The organism is Mesorhizobium erdmanii, assembly GCF_013170725.1.
Classification (GTDB): domain Bacteria; phylum Pseudomonadota; class Alphaproteobacteria; order Rhizobiales; family Rhizobiaceae; genus Mesorhizobium; species Mesorhizobium erdmanii.
Window position 1 is genome coordinate 5,069,878 of the sequence record NZ_CP033361.1, and the last position, 16,773, is coordinate 5,086,650.

General features: G+C 63.0%; 17 protein-coding genes. 6 read left to right on the forward strand and 11 right to left on the reverse strand.

Translation table 11 applies throughout. The features are described 5' to 3' along the window. The 5 genes from EB233_RS24705 to coxB all read right to left on the reverse strand — a co-directional run bounded on the left by EB233_RS24705 (position 1) and on the right by coxB (position 4,383). Entirely contained in the window at positions 1-633 is a 633-nt protein-coding gene (locus EB233_RS24705) for a cytochrome c oxidase assembly protein (RefSeq protein WP_064989966.1), read from the reverse strand. Continuing rightward, complete coding sequence (locus tag EB233_RS24710) at positions 633-791, reverse strand: hypothetical protein (protein ID WP_081294117.1); 159 nt, start codon at positions 789-791, stop codon at positions 633-635. The genes EB233_RS24705 and EB233_RS24710 overlap by 1 nt, the downstream gene beginning before the upstream one ends. 2 nt (positions 792-793) lie before the next feature. After that, on the reverse strand, positions 794-1,738 hold the full coding sequence (locus EB233_RS24715) for a heme o synthase (RefSeq protein WP_064989967.1): 945 nt from the start codon (positions 1,736-1,738) through the stop codon (positions 794-796). A gap of 69 nt (positions 1,739-1,807) precedes the next feature. Then, on the reverse strand, positions 1,808-3,460 hold the full coding sequence (ctaD, locus tag EB233_RS24720) for a cytochrome c oxidase subunit I (protein WP_064989968.1): 1,653 nt from the start codon (positions 3,458-3,460) through the stop codon (positions 1,808-1,810). Between the two features lie 38 nt (positions 3,461-3,498). Further along, entirely contained in the window at positions 3,499-4,383 is an 885-nt protein-coding gene (coxB, locus tag EB233_RS24725) for a cytochrome c oxidase subunit II (protein ID WP_081294118.1), read from the reverse strand. A gap of 376 nt (positions 4,384-4,759) precedes the next feature. Here coxB and EB233_RS24730 point away from each other — a divergent pair, with 376 nt between their 5' ends. From EB233_RS24730 to EB233_RS24750, 5 genes are all read left to right on the forward strand, one after another. After that, positions 4,760-5,320: an invasion associated locus B family protein gene (locus tag EB233_RS24730; protein WP_064989970.1), complete on the forward strand. Its 561-nt coding sequence runs from the start codon at positions 4,760-4,762 to the stop codon at positions 5,318-5,320. A 143-nt stretch (positions 5,321-5,463) separates the two neighbouring features. Next, complete coding sequence (tldD, locus tag EB233_RS24735; protein WP_064989971.1) at positions 5,464-6,876, forward strand: metalloprotease TldD; 1,413 nt, start codon at positions 5,464-5,466, stop codon at positions 6,874-6,876. 77 nt (positions 6,877-6,953) lie between these two features. Next, a complete protein-coding gene (locus tag EB233_RS24740) occupies positions 6,954-7,229 on the forward strand; it encodes an AbrB/MazE/SpoVT family DNA-binding domain-containing protein (RefSeq protein WP_064989972.1) in 276 nt (91 codons plus the stop codon). Next, on the forward strand, positions 7,216-7,605 hold the full coding sequence (locus EB233_RS24745; RefSeq protein WP_064989973.1) for a type II toxin-antitoxin system VapC family toxin: 390 nt from the start codon (positions 7,216-7,218) through the stop codon (positions 7,603-7,605). Before EB233_RS24740 ends, EB233_RS24745 begins: the two co-directional genes overlap by 14 nt. Before the next feature lie 199 nt (positions 7,606-7,804). Next, entirely contained in the window at positions 7,805-8,494 is a 690-nt protein-coding gene (locus EB233_RS24750; RefSeq protein WP_064989974.1) for a transglutaminase-like cysteine peptidase, read from the forward strand. Between the two features lie 176 nt (positions 8,495-8,670). Here EB233_RS24750 and EB233_RS24755 read toward each other — a convergent pair whose 3' ends face one another. The 4 genes from EB233_RS24755 to EB233_RS24770 all read right to left on the reverse strand — a co-directional run bounded on the left by EB233_RS24755 (position 8,671) and on the right by EB233_RS24770 (position 13,664). After that, positions 8,671-8,940, reverse strand: a complete 270-nt coding sequence (locus EB233_RS24755; protein ID WP_064989975.1) for a hypothetical protein — start codon at positions 8,938-8,940, stop codon at positions 8,671-8,673. A 241-nt stretch (positions 8,941-9,181) separates the two neighbouring features. Continuing rightward, on the reverse strand, positions 9,182-11,533 hold the full coding sequence (locus EB233_RS24760) for a caspase family protein (RefSeq protein WP_064989976.1): 2,352 nt from the start codon (positions 11,531-11,533) through the stop codon (positions 9,182-9,184). 131 nt (positions 11,534-11,664) lie between these two features. Beyond that, the gene (locus tag EB233_RS24765; RefSeq protein ID WP_064989977.1) at positions 11,665-12,903 is read right to left on the reverse strand and encodes a class I SAM-dependent RNA methyltransferase; all 1,239 of its coding nucleotides are present in this window, start codon (positions 12,901-12,903) and stop codon (positions 11,665-11,667) included. Continuing rightward, a complete protein-coding gene (locus EB233_RS24770) occupies positions 12,900-13,664 on the reverse strand; it encodes a TlyA family RNA methyltransferase (protein ID WP_064989978.1) in 765 nt (254 codons plus the stop codon). Before EB233_RS24770 ends, EB233_RS24765 begins: the two co-directional genes overlap by 4 nt. A 151-nt stretch (positions 13,665-13,815) precedes the next feature. On the opposite strand from EB233_RS24770, the gene EB233_RS24775 reads away from it, so the two are divergent. After that, complete coding sequence (locus EB233_RS24775; RefSeq protein WP_064989979.1) at positions 13,816-14,217, forward strand: GFA family protein; 402 nt, start codon at positions 13,816-13,818, stop codon at positions 14,215-14,217. Here the strand turns inward: EB233_RS24775 and EB233_RS24780 are convergent. Continuing rightward, positions 14,214-14,501, reverse strand: a complete 288-nt coding sequence (locus tag EB233_RS24780; protein WP_064989980.1) for a hypothetical protein — start codon at positions 14,499-14,501, stop codon at positions 14,214-14,216. The genes EB233_RS24775 and EB233_RS24780 overlap by 4 nt on opposite strands. A gap of 175 nt (positions 14,502-14,676) precedes the next feature. Next, positions 14,677-16,590, reverse strand: coding sequence for a 1-deoxy-D-xylulose-5-phosphate synthase (gene dxs, locus EB233_RS24785; protein ID WP_064989981.1), 1,914 nt, complete (start codon positions 16,588-16,590; stop codon positions 14,677-14,679). Positions 16,591-16,773: the final 183 nt, after the last annotated feature.

Genomic DNA, 16,773 nt, shown 5'->3' on the forward strand with positions numbered 1-16,773 from the left:
TCAACCCCCGAGATTTGCTTCGGTATCTGAAATTGTCTTGCTGGTGCCCTGGGCCGGCTCCGAGGAGGCGACCGGCTTGTTCTTCTCGACCGGGAACATCGTATAGGACAGCGTGATCGTCTTCACGTCCTTCAGTTCCGGCACATTCACGATATCGGGATCCACATAAAAGAGGACCGGCATGTCCAGCGTCTCGCCGGGCTTCAGCGACGTATCGGTGAAGCAGAAACACTCGACCTTGTTGAAGTACGGGCCTGCCAGTTCCGGCTGCACGTTGAAGGTGGCTCGGCCGGTAACGGGGCGATCGAACTTGTTGGTGGCCTGATAGTGCGCCTGCACCGTCTCGCCGATCTTCATGGTCATCGAGCGCTGGACCGGCTGGAACTCCCACGGCACGCCGGCGATGTTGGCGTCGAAGCGCACGGTAATCTCGCGGTCGAGCACGCGGCCGGCATACTGCTTCTCGGCACGTTGCGTCGTGCCGCCATAGCCGGTCGCCTGGCAGAACATCTTGTAGAGCGGGACTGCGGCATAGGCCATGCCGATCATGCCGGTGAAGAAGGCAAGGCAGACGGCCGCCACGATGGCGTTGCTGTTCTTGCCGGCCGGCTTTCTGGGCGTCTCGATGCTCATCACATCGTGCCCAGATTGTGGCCGAACTTGATGATCGTGGCGATGTAGAAAATGGCCACCAGCACCGCGAGCGCCACGCCTATGGCGATCGACCGGCTGCGCTGGGCCTTCTTCTGACGATCGGTTAAGGTGACCGTCTCGAGCTTTTCCTCGACCATGATCATGCCCCACCCATGGCAAGCGCGCGTTCGACAACGCTGTCGGCCAGGTAGGCCGCGAAGATGGCGAAGAGATAGAGCAGCGAATAGGCAAACAGCGCCTTGGCCGGTTTCATGGCGCGGTCGTCATCGGCCATGCCGAGCACTTTCCACGCATACCAGACGAAGCCGGCACCCAGCAGCACGGCGGAGACACCATAGAAAGGCGTGGTGTAGCCCAGAAGCCAGGGCAGCACGCCGACCGGGGCCAGCACCAGCGCATAGGCGAAAATCTGACGGCGAGTCGACGCCTGGCCGGCGACATTGGGCATCATCGGGATACCGGCGCGCCCATAATCCTCGGACTTGAACAGCGCCAGCGCCCAGAAATGCGGCGGCGTCCACAGGAAGATGATGAGGAACAGGACGATGCTTTCCAGGCTGACCGACCCGGTCACCGCGGCCCAGCCGATGACCGGCGGAATGGCGCCGGCCGCGCCGCCGATGACGATGTTCTGCGGCGTCGAGCGCTTCAGCCACATCGTGTAGACGACGGCGTAGAAGAAGATGGTAAAAGCCAGCAGCGTCGCCGACAACCAATTGACCAGCACGCCGAGCGTCATCACCGACAGCACCGACAGCACGAGGCCGAAGCTCAGTGCCTCGTGCGGCTGGATGCGGCCCGACGGCACCGGACGGCCGGCCGTCCGGGTCATCACGGCATCGATGTCGGCGTCGTACCACATGTTGAGCGCGCCCGAGGCGCCTGCGCCGATCGCGATCGACAGGATGGCGATCACCGCCAGCAGCGGATTGATGGTCACGGGTGCGGCGACCAGGCCGACAAAGGCCGTGAACACCACCAGCGACATGACGCGCGGCTTCAGCAGGGCGAAGAAATCGCCCGCCGTCGCTTCCGACATGCGGAAGCCCGCTTCGTCAATGCTGGTTTCGTCGACTAGGGCCATGCGTACTCGGTTCCATCCGTTTGGCCAAAACCGCCGGCGGACCGGCGGTTTCGATTCCTGGCTGCCGTCTTACTTGATCTTCGGCAGCTGCTCCCACTGGTGGAATGGCGGCGGCGAAGGCAGCTGCCATTCCAGCGTGGTGGCGCCCTCACCCCATGGGTTGGCACCGGCGATCCGCTTCTTCTGGAAGGCTTCGAACACGCCGTAGAGGAAGATCGCCACGCCGACGGCCGAGATATAGGAGCCGATCGACGACACATAGTTCCAGCCGGCGAACGCGTCCGGATAGTCGATGGTGCGGCGCGGCATGCCGGCGAGGCCGAGGAAATGCTGCGGGAAGAAGATCAGGTTGACGCCGACGAAGGTGACCCAGAAGTGGGTGTTGGCGATAACGGGCGAATACATGTAGCCGGTCATCTTCGGGAACCAGTAGTACCAGCCGGCGAAGATGGCGAACACCGCGCCCAGCGACAGCACGTAGTGGAAGTGGGCGATGACGAAATAGGTGTCATGCAGCGAGCGGTCGAGACCGGCATTGGCCAGTTGAACGCCGGTGACGCCGCCGATGGTGAACAGGAAGATGAAGCCCAGTGCCCACAGCATCGGCGTCTTGAACGAGATCGACCCGCCCCACATCGTTGCGATCCAGGAGAAGATCTTAACGCCCGTCGGCACCGCGATGACCATGGTGGCGAAGACGAAGTAGCGCTGCGTGTCGAGCGACAGACCGGTCGTATACATGTGGTGCGCCCAGACGATGAAGCCGACGGCGCCGATCGCGACCATGGCGTAGGCCATGCCGAGATAGCCGAACACCGGCTTCTTGGAGAAGGTCGAGACGATGTGGCTGATGATGCCGAAGCCCGGCAGGATCAGGATGTAGACTTCCGGGTGACCGAAGAACCAGAACAGGTGCTGGAACAGGATCGGGTCGCCGCCGCCATCGGGAGCAAAGAAGGTGGTGCCGAAATTGCGGTCGGTGAGCAGCATGGTGATGCCGCCGGCCAGAACCGGCAGCGACAACAGCAGCAGGAAGGCGGTGACCAGCACCGACCAGGCAAACAGCGGCATCTTGTGCAGCGTCATGCCCGGAGCGCGCATGTTGAAGATGGTGGTGATGAAGTTGATGGCGCCGAGGATGGACGAAGCACCGGCAATGTGGATCGACAGGATCGCCAGATCCATGGCCGGTCCCGGCTGACCCGAGGTCGACAGCGGCGGATAGAGCGTCCAGCCACCGCCGACACCATAGGCGCCCGGCGCGCTCGGCATGAACATCGAGGTGAGCAGCAGGATGAAGGCCGGCGGCAGCAGCCAGAAAGAGATGTTGTTCATGCGCGGGAACGCCATGTCGGGAGCACCGATCATGATCGGTACCATCCAGTTGGCGAAGCCGCCGATCAGGGCCGGCATGACCATGAAGAAGATCATGATCAGCGCATGCGCGGTGGCGAAGGCATTGTACATGCTCTTGCCGCCGTCGATCGCGGCGTCACCGTTCATCCCGTAGACCATCTGCGCCAGACCGCTGAAGATCTGGATGCCAGGCTCCTGCAGCTCCATGCGGATGGCCACCGAGAGCGCGCCGCCGACGATGCCGGCCATGATCGCGAAGATCAGGTAGAGCGTACCGATGTCCTTGTGGTTGGTCGAATAAACCCAGCGCACCCAACCATGATAAGGCTTGTGGTCGTGCCCGTCGTGAGCTGCAGCGTCTGCCATGTTCCGCTCCGTTCCCTAAATCTTGCTAACCAGCGGCATCAATTGCCGGCGGCCGCTACCTTGTTCTGGCCATCGACCTCGGCCATCAGCATCTTGTTGGCGCCGGGCAGATCGGTCTTGGCCGCAGCCAGCCAGGTCTTGAACTGCGCGTCGGAGACGACACGAATGGCGATCGGCATGAAGGCGTGATCCTTGCCGCAGAGCTGCGAGCACTGGCCGTAGTAAAGGCCTTCCTTCTCCGCCTTGAACCAGGTTTCGTTGGTGCGCCCCGGAACGGCGTCCATCTTGATGCCGAAGGAAGGCATGGCGAAGGAATGGATCACGTCGGTCGCGGTGACGAGCACGCGCGTCATCGTGTTGACCGGCACCACCAATTCATTGTCGACGGCGAGCAGGCGCGGATAGACCTTGCGGTCCTCCTTGCCGGCCTTGGCGCGATCGCCATCCTGGAGAATGGCCGAATTGAATGAGAGGGTGTTGTCGGTCTGGTACTCGTAGTCCCAGTTCCACTGGTTGCCGGTCGCCTTGACGGTCAGCTTCGGCTCTTCGCCAGGCGTATACTGCGCGGTCAGGAGCTTGAAGGAAGGAATGGCGATGAAGAGCAGGACGACGACGGGTCCCACCGTCCAGATCACTTCGATCAGCGTGTTGTGGCTGGTCTTAGCCGGCACCGGATTGGCGCTCGCCCGGAACCGGACGATGCAATAGGCGAGAAGAAGGAGCACCAGAAGGGTGATCGGGACGATAAACCACATCGTGTAGTTTCCGAACGCCTCGATCTGCCGCATCATGTCGGTGGCCGGCGCCTGGAAGGTCGTCTCCCACGCCACGGGCTGATCGGCATGGGCGGATGTGCCGGCGAAAAACGCGGTGGCAGCCCCAGCACTGGCTAGAAACTTGGCGTCTGCTAGGAATTTTCTCATCGCCCTCTTCGTCTCCCAGTTCCTCGCGGCCGCGCCAACGAGAATAACGAACAATGCCGGGACGGGAATCCCGACAGTCTCAAGGTGGTTCAAACCATACTCTTTTTCCCTCCGCAAGAAAGGAGCGGAGGAAACTGTGCGGCATTTTTGCGCGCAAGCCGGCATGGCTCTCTCGGGGCCGCGGCCACGGCGGCGAATCGCGTATGTCCGGCAGCCCGCCCGGCTCGTATCGACGAGGACCGCAGAGCGTCGCAATTCAGGCGAAATTGGCAGAGAAAAGCGCTGGATTGCCTGTTTCGGGACAGTTCCGTCGCGGTCTCGTCCTTTACTTGGCATTGGCGCGGCTTAAAGTGCCGTGATTCGCAATGGAGCCGTCATGAACTCTTGGCTTTCGAGACTGAGGCATACGAGACTGGGACTTTCGACCACCTTGGCGAAAGCCATTTTTGTCGTTGCCCTGTCGGCTGCCGGTCTGCTGGGCGCCAGTCAGGCCAATGCCGCCCAGCCAAGCGGCACGGTGCGCTCGACGCATGGCGCTTGGTCGATCATCTGCGACACACCGGCCGGTGCCACCTCCGAACAATGCGTGATGATGCAGAATGTCGTCGCCGAGGATCGTCCGGAGATGGGGCTGTCGGTGGTCGTGCTGCGCACCGCCGACAACAAGGCCGAGATCCTGCGCGTGCTGGCGCCGCTTGGCGTGCTTCTGCCGAACGGCCTCGGCCTCAATGTCGACGGCAAGGACATCGGCCGCGCCTATTTCGTGCGCTGCTTCCAGGATGGCTGCTACGCCGAAGTCATTCTAGAGAAGCCGCTGCTCGACACGCTGAAGACCGGCACGTCGGCGACGTTCATCGTCTTCCAGACGCCTGAAGAAGGCATCGGCATCCCTGTCGATCTCAAGGGTTTTGCCGACGGCTTTGCCGCCCTGCCCTGATAGCCCGGCGCTTGCGCACCAAATGTGACGCAGGCGCCTGTCGGCCATCGCATTTGTGCTGAGATCGCGGCGAGCGATTGTCTCGGCGCGGCTTCACGCCTACATCGTGGGAAACGAACTCCCTTTCCACGGATGGACGCGCCATGAACAGCCTGATCGGCCAATTCGACATTTCAGACGACCGCATCAAGCAGATCGTCGCCGACACCATCAATGGCGCCGACGACGGCGAGCTGTTCCTCGAATATAGCGAGAGCGAGGCGCTGATGTTCGACAATGGCCGGCTGAAGACCGCCAACTTCAACACCGACCAGGGCTTTGGCCTGCGCGCGGTGGCCGGTGAAGCCAGCGGCTACGCTCATTCGAGCGACCTGTCGGAGGCCTCGCTGGTGCGCGCGGCCAATGCCGTCTCGACCGTCAAGGGCGGCTATTCCGGTACGCTTGCCGCCGCACCCGCCCGCACCAACCGCCATCTCTATGGCGACGAGAACCCGATCCCCTCGCCTTCCTTCGAGGCCAAGGCAAAGCTGTTGCAGGAAATCGACGCCTGGCTGCGGGCCGAGGATCCGCGCGTGCGCCAGGTGACGGCCTCGCTCGCCGCCTCGTGGCAGCATATCGAGATCGTGCGCGCCGACGGCCAAATGGTGCGTGACATCAGGCCGCTGGTCCGCATCAACGTCTCGGTCGTGGTCGGCGACGGCGACCGCCAGGAAAGCGGCTCCTACGGCATGGGCGGACGCAAGGCGTTCGGCGACTTCCTGATCGAGGACAGCTGGAAGCACGCAGCCAAGGAAGCGCTCCGGCAGGCGCTGGTCAATCTCGATGCAATCCCCGCCCCGGCCGGAACCTTCGACATCGTGCTGTCCAGTGGCTGGCCGGGCGTCATGCTGCATGAAGCCGTGGGGCACGGGCTGGAAGGCGATTTCAACCGCAAGAAGACCTCCGCTTTCGCCGGCCTGCTGGGCCAGCAGGTCGCCGCCAAGGGCGTCACCGTCGTCGACGACGGCACCATCCCCGAGCGGCGCGGCTCGCTCACCGTCGATGATGAAGGCACGCCATCGGCCCGCAACGTGCTGATCGAGGACGGCAAACTGGTCGGCTACATGCAGGACCGCCAAAACGCCCGATTGATGGGCATGAAGGCCACCGGCAACGGCAGGCGCGAAGGCTACGCGCACCAGCCGATGCCGCGCATGACCAACACCTACATGACTTCGGGCGACATGGAGCCGGACGAGATCATCGCCTCGGTCAAGAACGGCATCTACGCCGTGTCCTTCGGCGGCGGCCAGGTCGACATCACGTCGGGCAAATTCGTGTTCGGCTGCACCGAGGCCTACATGATCGAAAACGGTAAGGTGACGCAGCCGATCAAGGGCGCGATGCTGATCGGCAACGGGCCGGATGCCATGCATCGCGTCTCGATGGTCGGCAACGACATGAAGCTCGACAATGGCATCGGCATGTGCGGCAAGGCCGGACAGGGCGTGCCGGTCGGCGTCGGCCAGCCGCATCTCAGGATGAACCAGATGACGGTCGGCGGGACACGGGTATGAGGATGCAAATCCGGCAGGCTTGAATAGCTTCCAAGACAAGGCTATCTTACCTTTGTCTTACATGAAGGCATGGTGCGATGGCTGCCACAGAAAAAACTATAACGACCATCTCCACCAAGGGGCAGGTAATCCTGCCCAGCGCGATCCGAAAACGGAAGGACTGGGGCGCGGGTACCCGCCTGCTGGTCGAAGACACTCCGGATGGAGTACTTTTGAAATTGGCTCCGGCCTTCGCCCCGACTCGACCAGAAGATGTCTTTGGCGTCTTGCCGCACAGTGGCAAGCCGAAGACGATGGAGGAAATGGACGCGGCCGTTCTTGCTGAAGCACGGCGACGCGATGCTCGCAATTGATACCAACGTTGTCGTTAGATATTTGACGAACGACGATCCTGAGCAGTCCCCACGAGCCCGGCGGCTGATCGATGATCAACCCGTATTTGTCGCTGTCACGGTAATCCTGGAGGCTGAGTGGGTGCTGCGCAGTGCCTATGGTTACAGCCAGGCGGTGGTCGCCAGCGCATTGCGAGTGTTCGGCGGGTTGCCTACGGTTGAGCTGGAAGATGCTGCGATGGTCTCCTGCGCGCTAGACCTGTCGGACGCGGGAATGGATTTCGCGGATGCGCTGCATCTGGGGAAATCAGCTCATTGTGCCGGCTTGGCAACCTTTGACCGTAATTTTCTCAAGGCTGCCAGGGCGGCCGGATATGACAGCGTGGGGGAACCATAACGACGAGGCGCGGCCGGCGCTCCGACGTCGAACTTAGTCCAACTCCGCGACTGAGGCTGGCATTTTCCAGCCTCAATCCCGGTCGGCACCATGAAGTGAACACAATCGACGTTAGGAAATCATTAAGTCTTTAACTGCCTGGGCTGCCTTTGCGCACGAACGCAGCACCAGCTTCCTCGTTGCGGTGGTGGTTTTGGCAATGCGGCATGTCCCCGTCCTGACTTCGTCAATCCTGCTTGGCTTCGTTTCGTTGATTGGCGCGACATCGCTGCAAGTCAGCCCTGCGGCGGCACAATCGACCTTGTTCAAGCGAATATCGGCGCAATCATCCGGGGATGGGCCACTCTCCGCCGCCGTTGGCGGCGCCACCAGCGTCCCCTACGGTTGGGTCGATTTCTGCCATCGCCGGCCAAAAGAGTGCAAGGTACCCGCCCTGCCGGCCACGAACGTCAAGCTGACCGCGCAAAACCTGCGCATCCTCAAGCGGATAAACCTCAAGGCAAACAACTCCATCAAACCCGTCAGCAACTTTGAGCATTGGGGCACGATGGAAGACCATTGGGATTACCCTGTCGACGGCAAGGGCGACTGCAAGATCTACGCACTCTACAAGCGCAAGCTGCTTCAGGAGGCTGGATTCCCCCGGCAGGCGCTGCTGATGACCGTGGTGCACGACCTTGACAATGAAGGCCACACCATCCTGACGGTGAAAACCGACAAGGGGGATCTGGTCCTCGACAACCTGGTCGACGAGATCAGGCCCTGGAACGCGACCGGCTACTACTTTGTGAAACGCCAATCACAGCAGAACCCGAATATCTGGGTGTCGATCAACCGGCGAGGCGGCACGCCGAAGACCCTTACGAATGTCGCCAAGCTCGTCGACTGAGGGGCCTTGTCAGGACCGTAACGGGTCGGGCACCGTGGACGCTTGACGTTTCGGCGCCCGCCCTTGACTGAGCCAAAGTGACACCGGCTTCAGACCGAAACCCGTGATATTTCTGATGCTGCCGCCAGCCTCCCCGGCGGGGCAGGCTGGCAACAATAAGCGACAGTAGCTCCTGATCAGGTGGGCTTGCCGCCGTTCTTCTTGCAGTCGGCCCGGAACTTCTCGCGTGCCTTGCCATGCAGCTTCTGGGCATCGGCAAGCGCCGAACATTGCTTCGAAATCGCAGTTTTCTCAGGCGTCATGGTAGTCGTCTTTGCCTTCTTCGCGGGAGCGGCCATGGTGGTGGGCGGCGCGGTCGTGGTCGCTGCTGTCGTCGCTGCCGCGGCAGCTCCCGTTGCAATGAACCCGGCTACGGCGATAGACGTCAGAACGCTTGCAATCCTCATTATGCTCACTCCTTTGAGGCCCCCGGCGCTGACTGGGTATCAGCGAGCCGAGTCACTGCGCAATCTTGGCAGTGGCTAACCACGCAGTTGTGATCTGATCGCGGGTAGTGGCCGCGGCCCGCGAGGTTTTGTCGCCGCCCGACGCAGCCGGGTCGCCTCACAAAGCGACCGACGACGCGTTTCAAGCCTCTGTCTCATGCATGTCCCGACCCAAGCCGGACCACATCTGGGCAGACATGCGCTATTTCTTGCACGCCGGCTCATTGGGGTGCCCGCAAGACGGCTTCTTGACGGCCGGCGGCTGTGGTGGCCTCGGCTGTGCCTGCCGCTGCACCTGCTGCATTTGCTGCTTCGGCTGGGCGTGGAACTCCGGCCTCGGCGGCTTGGGCTGCCCCAGCACCTTTAGTTGCGGATTGCCGTTGTTGACCTTGAATTTCTGCTGGACATTGCCGCCACTGTTTCCGTTGGCAGGCAACTTGTGGAATTTCGGCCCGTTGCCATTGCCGTTGACCCCATTGGCCTGACCGTTCGTCTGGCCGCTGTCCTGACTGTGAAGCTTCTTGAACTTTCCGCTGGGCGGGTTCTGGCCTGAATTCTGGCCATTGAGCGCAGATGCGTTGTTCACTCCATTCGCCGCAGGCGTGCCGTTGGCGCCCCGGAGCTTGCGGAACTTGGCGTCCTTACCGGTCTTGCCTATACCGTTCTGACCCTGGCCATTGGCCGCGTTTTGCCCGTTCACCACCGAGTTGCCGGTCACGGCATTTCCACCAGCCGTGACCTGCTTGTTCAGGAGTTTCCTGGACTTGTTCTTGGGCAGCGAGTTGTTGGGCAGGTTCTGTCCATTCAAAACCGGCTTGCCGTTGACGAGCGGCAGCGCCTTGCCATCGGCACCGGGCAAGGCATGACCTGTCAGCTTGTCGGCAGGCAATGTTTTCGACAGCGGCTTGGCACCGCCCGGCTGCTGGCCACCCTGCCCCGGCTTCACCGCCAGGCCGGCCGGGCTCTGCTTGGACAGCACGGTCGCCTTTTTCTGCAGGAAGGCCGGCAGCGCCACCTTCGTCGCCAGCGCCGCCGCGCCCAGGCCCACGGCGCCGGCAGTCAATTTCTGGCCGGTGGTGAGACCACCGCCTTGGTTGTTGTTCTCGTTGATCGTCGTGTTGTTGACGATGGTGGTGTTGTGGATGTTGTTGAAGATCACGTCGTTCGGCGGCGGGAAGATGTCATGCGGCGGATTCACCCAGGCCGGGACCGGCACGAAGACAGGCGTCGGCAGAAGGAAGATTCCGGCTGGCGGCGGCGGTGGCGGCAATTCGATGAAGTCGCGCGGCCGAGGCTGCAGGAAGATCACCGTTACCGGCGGAGGCGGATCGAAGTCGAACTCGGGGTCGTCGAAATAGAGCACGGGCCGGTCGACGTAGACGATCTCTTCCGGCGGCGGCGGCGGCACGTCATAATCATAGACGGCAAAACCCTGCGGCGGCTCTAGGGCAGCGTCGAAATGCTCGAGCCGGCGACGGGCATCCCAGGCATGGGGGCCGTGCGGATAGCGATCGAGATAGGACCAGTAGGCTTCGGGCGTATCCCTGAGCCAGGTCTGGCGCCAGGTGATCGCCTCGCGCCGCGCGGCCAGAATGGCGCGCACGCGTCTGGCCATCGGGTCGTGCGGATAGGCTACGATGAAATCCTCATAGCCCCGCATCGTATCGCGATCGAGGGCCGCGATGTAGGCGTCATGCGCATCGAAGTCGCGGATCTCCTTGGTCCGGTTTCTCCGCACCTCGTCGGCCGAAACCTGTGGCGCAGGAGCATCGGGACCGCGTTCGAAGAAGACGAAGGGATCGGTGATCTTGGAGGCGTTCCAGGGCACCTCCGCGCCCTGTGTCACGTCGTTGACGCGCAGCCGCGTGCGGTCGAACACGTCGCCAAGTTGCAGCCCGCCATCCCTGATCATTTCGGCGAGCGCCTGGGCATAGGCACCGTACGGTCCCTTGCCTTCCGGCGCGACCGTACCCGGCGCCGCGTTGAAAGCGATCAGCATGTTCGGGTCGGGATCGACCAAAGCGAGGCCTCCGGCCAGCGGCTGGTTCGAGCGTGCGAAAGAATTTGGCCGCGCCGCGTCGAGCACGACGATGTTGACCTTCGTCGGCAGCGCGGCGAGCGGCTTGGTGAGGTCGGAGACCCGCACGGCCGCCATCGGTACGTCCGCGGCGTTGGTGATCTGGGCATCGATGGGCGCAAAATAGTTCTCACCCTCGAACTGCAGACCCTGTCCGGCCAGATAGACAAACACCACCGCGTCGGGACCGGCTGCCGTCACCTTGGCGAGGAAATCGCGGTAGGCGCCACGCAGCGATTCCTGGTCGACATCGCGCGCACCGACCACGTCGAACCCCGCCGCCTGCAATGTCTGAGCGATCAGGCCCGCGTCATTGGCGGGCGTCGCCAGCGCGCCAGCGGGGTAGGCGGCGTTGCCGATGACGAAGGCAAGGCGCTTTTCGCCTTGTGCCAGCGCCCCGGCCGTCGACCCGAAGGCGAACATGGAGAGGGCAAGGAAAAATGCCAGGAATTTCAAGACCGTCCGCATTACGATCATCCGTCCGGTGAGAGTGACTATGCTTCCGCCCAACAACTCGACTAGGCCGGTGCAAAAGGGCGGCTTTGCGGCGCCTTTCTGTTTCGAGTGGCTGGATTGCCCGATCTCAACTAAAAGTGATCATCGGCGGCTCAGCCGCGCCTTCTCCTGGGCTTTTCCAGCAGGGCGACCGCCTCGACATGGGGAGACCACAGGAACTGGTCGATCGGTGTCACGCTTTTCAGTTGATAACCGCCGTCAAGGAGGATGCGCAGGTCGCGAGCCAGCGTCACCGGGTTGCAGGATACCGCGGCAACGAATGGAACATCGGACCGGGCGATCTGCTTCGACTGGTCCTCGGCACCCGCCCGCGGCGGGTCGAAGACAAGGCCGTCGAAGGCGTTCAATTCCTTGAACGTCAGCGGCCGGCGAAACAGGTCGCGGCGTTCGCCCGTCACCCGCTTCAGACCGGTTGCGAAGCGTGCCCCCCGGTCGAGCGCCGAAAGGGCCGGCGCGTCGCCTTCCACCGCATGGACTTCCGACTTCTCGGCAAGCCGGAGCGCAAAGCTGCCGCAACCAGCGAAAAGATCGGCGACCTTTTTGGCGCGCTTCAGATGTCCGCCAACGATCCCGGCCATGGTCTGTTCGGCGGCCTCGGTTGCCTGCAGGAAGGCACCGGGCGGCACGGCGACAGCAACGCTGCCGAACATGACCACAGGCTTCCTTGGCTCGATGACGATCTCGTCATCGATGGACAGTCTGGCAAAGCCTTGCGCAAGGACAAAATTGGAGGCGATGCGGCGCTGGTGTTCTCCGAGTTTGCCGCACTCATGCACCGCGACATCGAGGCCGGAACCGGTCACGGTGACCGCCATGCGGAACGATTTGGTGGTGGCGCATATCAAGTCTGCTAGCCCCCTCAGCCGGTCAAATGCAGCGACGATCTCGGGCAGCGAGATCGGGCATTCGGATATGGAAATGATTTCCGGCGACAAATGGCGGTTGAACCCCAGAAGCATGCCGGTTTCGGTGCGCCGGGCGGCAAGCACGACACGGCGGCGTGAGTGCGGCGCGCAGGCGACCAGCGCGCCAATTTCGCAATCGATGCCCTTCAGGGCGTGCACCACCTTGTCGCGCTTCCACTGGCGATAGGCCTCGGCCTCGAAATGCTGGAGAGCGCAGCCGCCGCATTCGGTGAAATGGCGGCAGGCGGGTTCGATGCGCAGCGGCGAGGCCTCCAGCACCGCCATCAACGTAGCGCGATCCTTTTCACGCGCGGCGGTAACGGTCTCGCCGGGCAGCGTGAAGGGAATGAACAGGTCGCCGCTTTCGGTCTCGGCGATACCGTCGCCCTGCGCGCCAAGCTTTTTGATGGTGAAGCGTGCACTCATCGATCCTTGACTCCACCAAGCAGGAATTCGCGATTGCCGTCGCCGCCTTCGATCGGCGACAGGTGCAGGCCGAGCGAGCGCCAGCCGGGAACGGCATCCAGCCAATCCTGGAGCTGGCCGGCGACACGGGCGGCATCGAAGGGATCCTTCAACAGACCACCCTTACCGATCGCCTCGCGGCCCGCCTCGAATTGCGGCTTGACCAGAAGGATCGCGGCAGCACCGGGCTTCGCCAGGGCGAGCGCCGGCGGCAGCGCCAACCTCAGCGAAATGAAGCTGACGTCGGAGACGATGAAATCGGGCAGACGGCCGGCAAGATCCGCGGCTGTGAGATCGCGGGCATTCAGTCCCTCGATGGCCGTTACGCGCGGATCGCCGCCGAGATCGGGATGCATCTGGCCGTGCCCGACATCGATTGCGGTGACATGGGAGGCGCCACGTTCCAGCAGCACCTGGGTGAACCCGCCGGTCGAGGCACCGATGTCGAGCGCCTCCCGGCCAGAGGGATCGAGGCTGAAATGGTCGAGCCCGCCGATCAGCTTCAGCGCCGCGCGGGAGACATAGCCTTGCGCTGGATCATCGACGGCAAGGAGGCATTGCGGCGAAACGTTCTGACCGGGCTTGCGGGCGATGGTGCCATCAACCGTCACCGTGCCGCGCTCGACCGCGTCGCGGGCGCGCGAGCGGCTGGCAAACAGGCCGCGCTGGACGAGCAGGTCGTCGAGCCGCTGGCGTGTGCTGGCTGGTAAGGGCGAATTCATCGGCCTTCTCTGGCGAAAGCCGGACGGGAACGCAAGGATATTGGGCGTGCTGGGGACTATCGATGGATAGGCATGCAAGGCTTTAGCCGCGACGCGACTTGCGGCACAATGAAAAGGGGAGCGGTTTACGTGGCATACCGAAGGAGGACAGATGCTTATGGGAACCTGCCACTGTGGCGCAAGCCACTGGACCCTGGAAGGCGACCCCGGGCCGGTGACGGCCTGCAATTGCACGCTTTGCCGGCGCTATGGCACGCTCTGGGCCTATGACTATGTCAATGAGCGCATCCGCGTTGCAGGACCGATGGCCAGCTATACGCGCGCCGGAAAGGACACGCCTTCGCTCGAGATCCTGTTCTGTCCGACCTGCGCCTGCGTGCTCGCTTGGCGCGGCTTGCGCGCCGATGCGTCCGGCCGAACCCGCATCGCCGTCAATGTGAGGCTAGCGCCGCCCGAGGCCGTCGCCGATCTTCCCATCGATCATTTCGACGGTCTCGACACATTTGACGACCTGCCGCGCGATGGCCGCTGTGTGCGCGATATGTGGTTCTAGAAAATGGTGCGGGACGCCTGGCGCTCGACGGCAGGAGACAAGCCATCGTGCCCATCCCCAGATGCTTGTTCACGTGGAGGCTCGGCCGCTAACGCAGGCGCAGGATCGGGCAGGACCACAAGCTGCGGCACCTGCTTGTAGGAAAAGCCGCCACGGATGTCGCCCATCTTGCTGGCAACGATGCCTAGAGCCGCCTTTTCGAGATTGCGATCATAGCGCGTCTCGGCTGCGGCCGGTGCCGCGATGGCGACTGAAAGTACTGCGCCACACAGAAGCGTTCTCATTGTTTTGTCCCCCTGCCTGACACCGATCTAGCAGGACGCCGTTGAAAAACGGCCAAGGGACACGGTAAGCAAAACGCCAAACGGCAACGTTAACAAAGCGTTACGAAATCAAGCCGGCAAACCGATTCAAGCGCTTGAGGTTTTGAGTCAGGCGCGCTGCGGGCGAGATTTCAACTCAGGCGCGCTGGGCGCGGGCCGTATGCCCGAGCGCGGTGAAAACCGTGCGCACGATGCCGGCGGCATCGAGCCCGGCGTCGGCATACATTTTTTCCGGCTTGGCGTGGTCGGTGAACGCGTCGGGCAGCACCAGCGGACGCACCTTCAGGCCGCTTTCCAGCAGTCCTTCATGGGCGAGGAACTGCAGCACATGGCTGGCGAAGCCGCCAATGGCGCCCTCCTCCACCGTCACCAGAACCTCATGCGAGCGGGCAAGCCGCCGGATCAGGTCTTCGTCGAGCGGTTTGGCGAAACGGGCATCGGCAACGGTGGTGGAAAGCCCAGCCGCGCCAAGCTCCTCGGCAGCGATCAGACAATCCTGCAGGCGCGTGCCGAAGGACAACAGTGCGACCTTGGAGCCTTCCCGGACGATGCGTCCTTTGCCGATTTCGAGAACCGAGCCGCGCTCCGGCATGTCGACGCCGACGCCGTTGCCGCGCGGATAGCGGAAGGCGATGGGGCCGCCATCATAGCCCGCGGCGGTGCGCACCATGTGGCGCAGTTCCGCCTCGTCGGCAGCCGCCATCACGACAAAGCCCGGCAGACTTGCCAGGAAAGTGGTGTCGAAAGCGCCGCAATGGGTGGCGCCGTCGGCGCCGACGAAACCGGCGCGGTCGATCGGGAAACGCACCGGCAGTTTCTGGATCGCAACATCGTGCACGACCTGGTCATAGGCGCGCTGCAGGAACGTCGAATAGATCGCGGCGAACGGCTTGTAGCCTTCCGTTGCCAGGCCGGCGGCGAAGGTCACCGCATGCTGTTCGGCGATGCCGACATCGAAGGTTCTGGACGGGAAGATCTCGCCGAACAGGTCGAGGCCGGTGCCGCTCGGCATGGCGGCGGTGACGGCGACGATGCGGTCGTCCTCGCGCGCTTCCCCAATCAGGCTTTCAGCGAAGACTTTGGTGTAGGCCGGCGCATTGGCCGGCGCCTTGGCCTGCGCGCCGGTGATGACATCGAACTTGTTGACGCCGTGATATTTGTCGGCGGCGGCTTCCGCCGGCGCATAGCCCTTGCCCTTCTGGGTGACGACATGGATCAGCACCGGGCCTTCGCCATTGTCGCGGACGTTCTTCAGCACCGGGATCAGATGTTCGAGATTATGACCGTCGATCGGTCCGATGTGATAGAAGCCGAGCTCCTCGAACAAAGTGCCGCCGGTGACATAGCCGCGCGCATGCTCGACCGCCCTGGTGATCGCCCGATCGGCGCGCTTGCCGAGGTAAGAGGTCAGCTTCTTGCCGAAATCGCGCAGGCCGGCATAGGCCTTGCCGGAGGCCAGCCGCGCCAGATAGGCGCTCATCGCGCCGGTCGGCGGCGCGATCGACATGTCGTTGTCGTTGAGGATGACGATGAGCCGGGCATCGAGCGCGCCGGCATTGTTCATCGCCTCATAGGCCATGCCGGCCGACATGGCGCCGTCGCCGATGACGGCGATAACGTTGTTGCGGCCACCGGCGAGGTCGCGCGCGGCGGCCATGCCGAGACCGGCCGATATCGATGTCGAGGAATGAGCGGCGCCGAAGGGATCGTATTCGCTCTCGGCGCGGCGGGTGAAGCCGGACAGGCCGCCCTCCTGGCGCAGTGTGCGGATACGATCACGCCGGCCGGTCAGAATCTTGTGCGGATAGGCCTGGTGACCGACATCCCAGATCAGGCGATCGTCAGGCGTGTTGAAGACATAGTGCAGCGCCACCGTCAGTTCGACGACGCCGAGGCCGGCGCCAAGATGACCGCCGGTGCGGGACACCGCGTCGACCAGTTCGAGGCGAAGCTCGGACGCCAGTTGCGGCAACTCGCTCTCGTCAAGCGCGCGCAGATCCGCCGGAATGCGGACCTTGTCGAGAAGCGGCGTATGCGGCGTTGCGTTCACGGGTGCTCGGGCTTTCTGTTCAACGGCGGGATAGGCCGCCGGCCGGCGAAAGTAAATGCGTGTCGGTAACGCAGGCCAGCTCTCAAAAGGACAGCGCGTCGAAACAGCCTATGCGACGCACTGTCAAGTCCTTGCTTTCGTGCACACCCTGGTCCCGAAACCGGGCCGCTTTTGGGCGATATT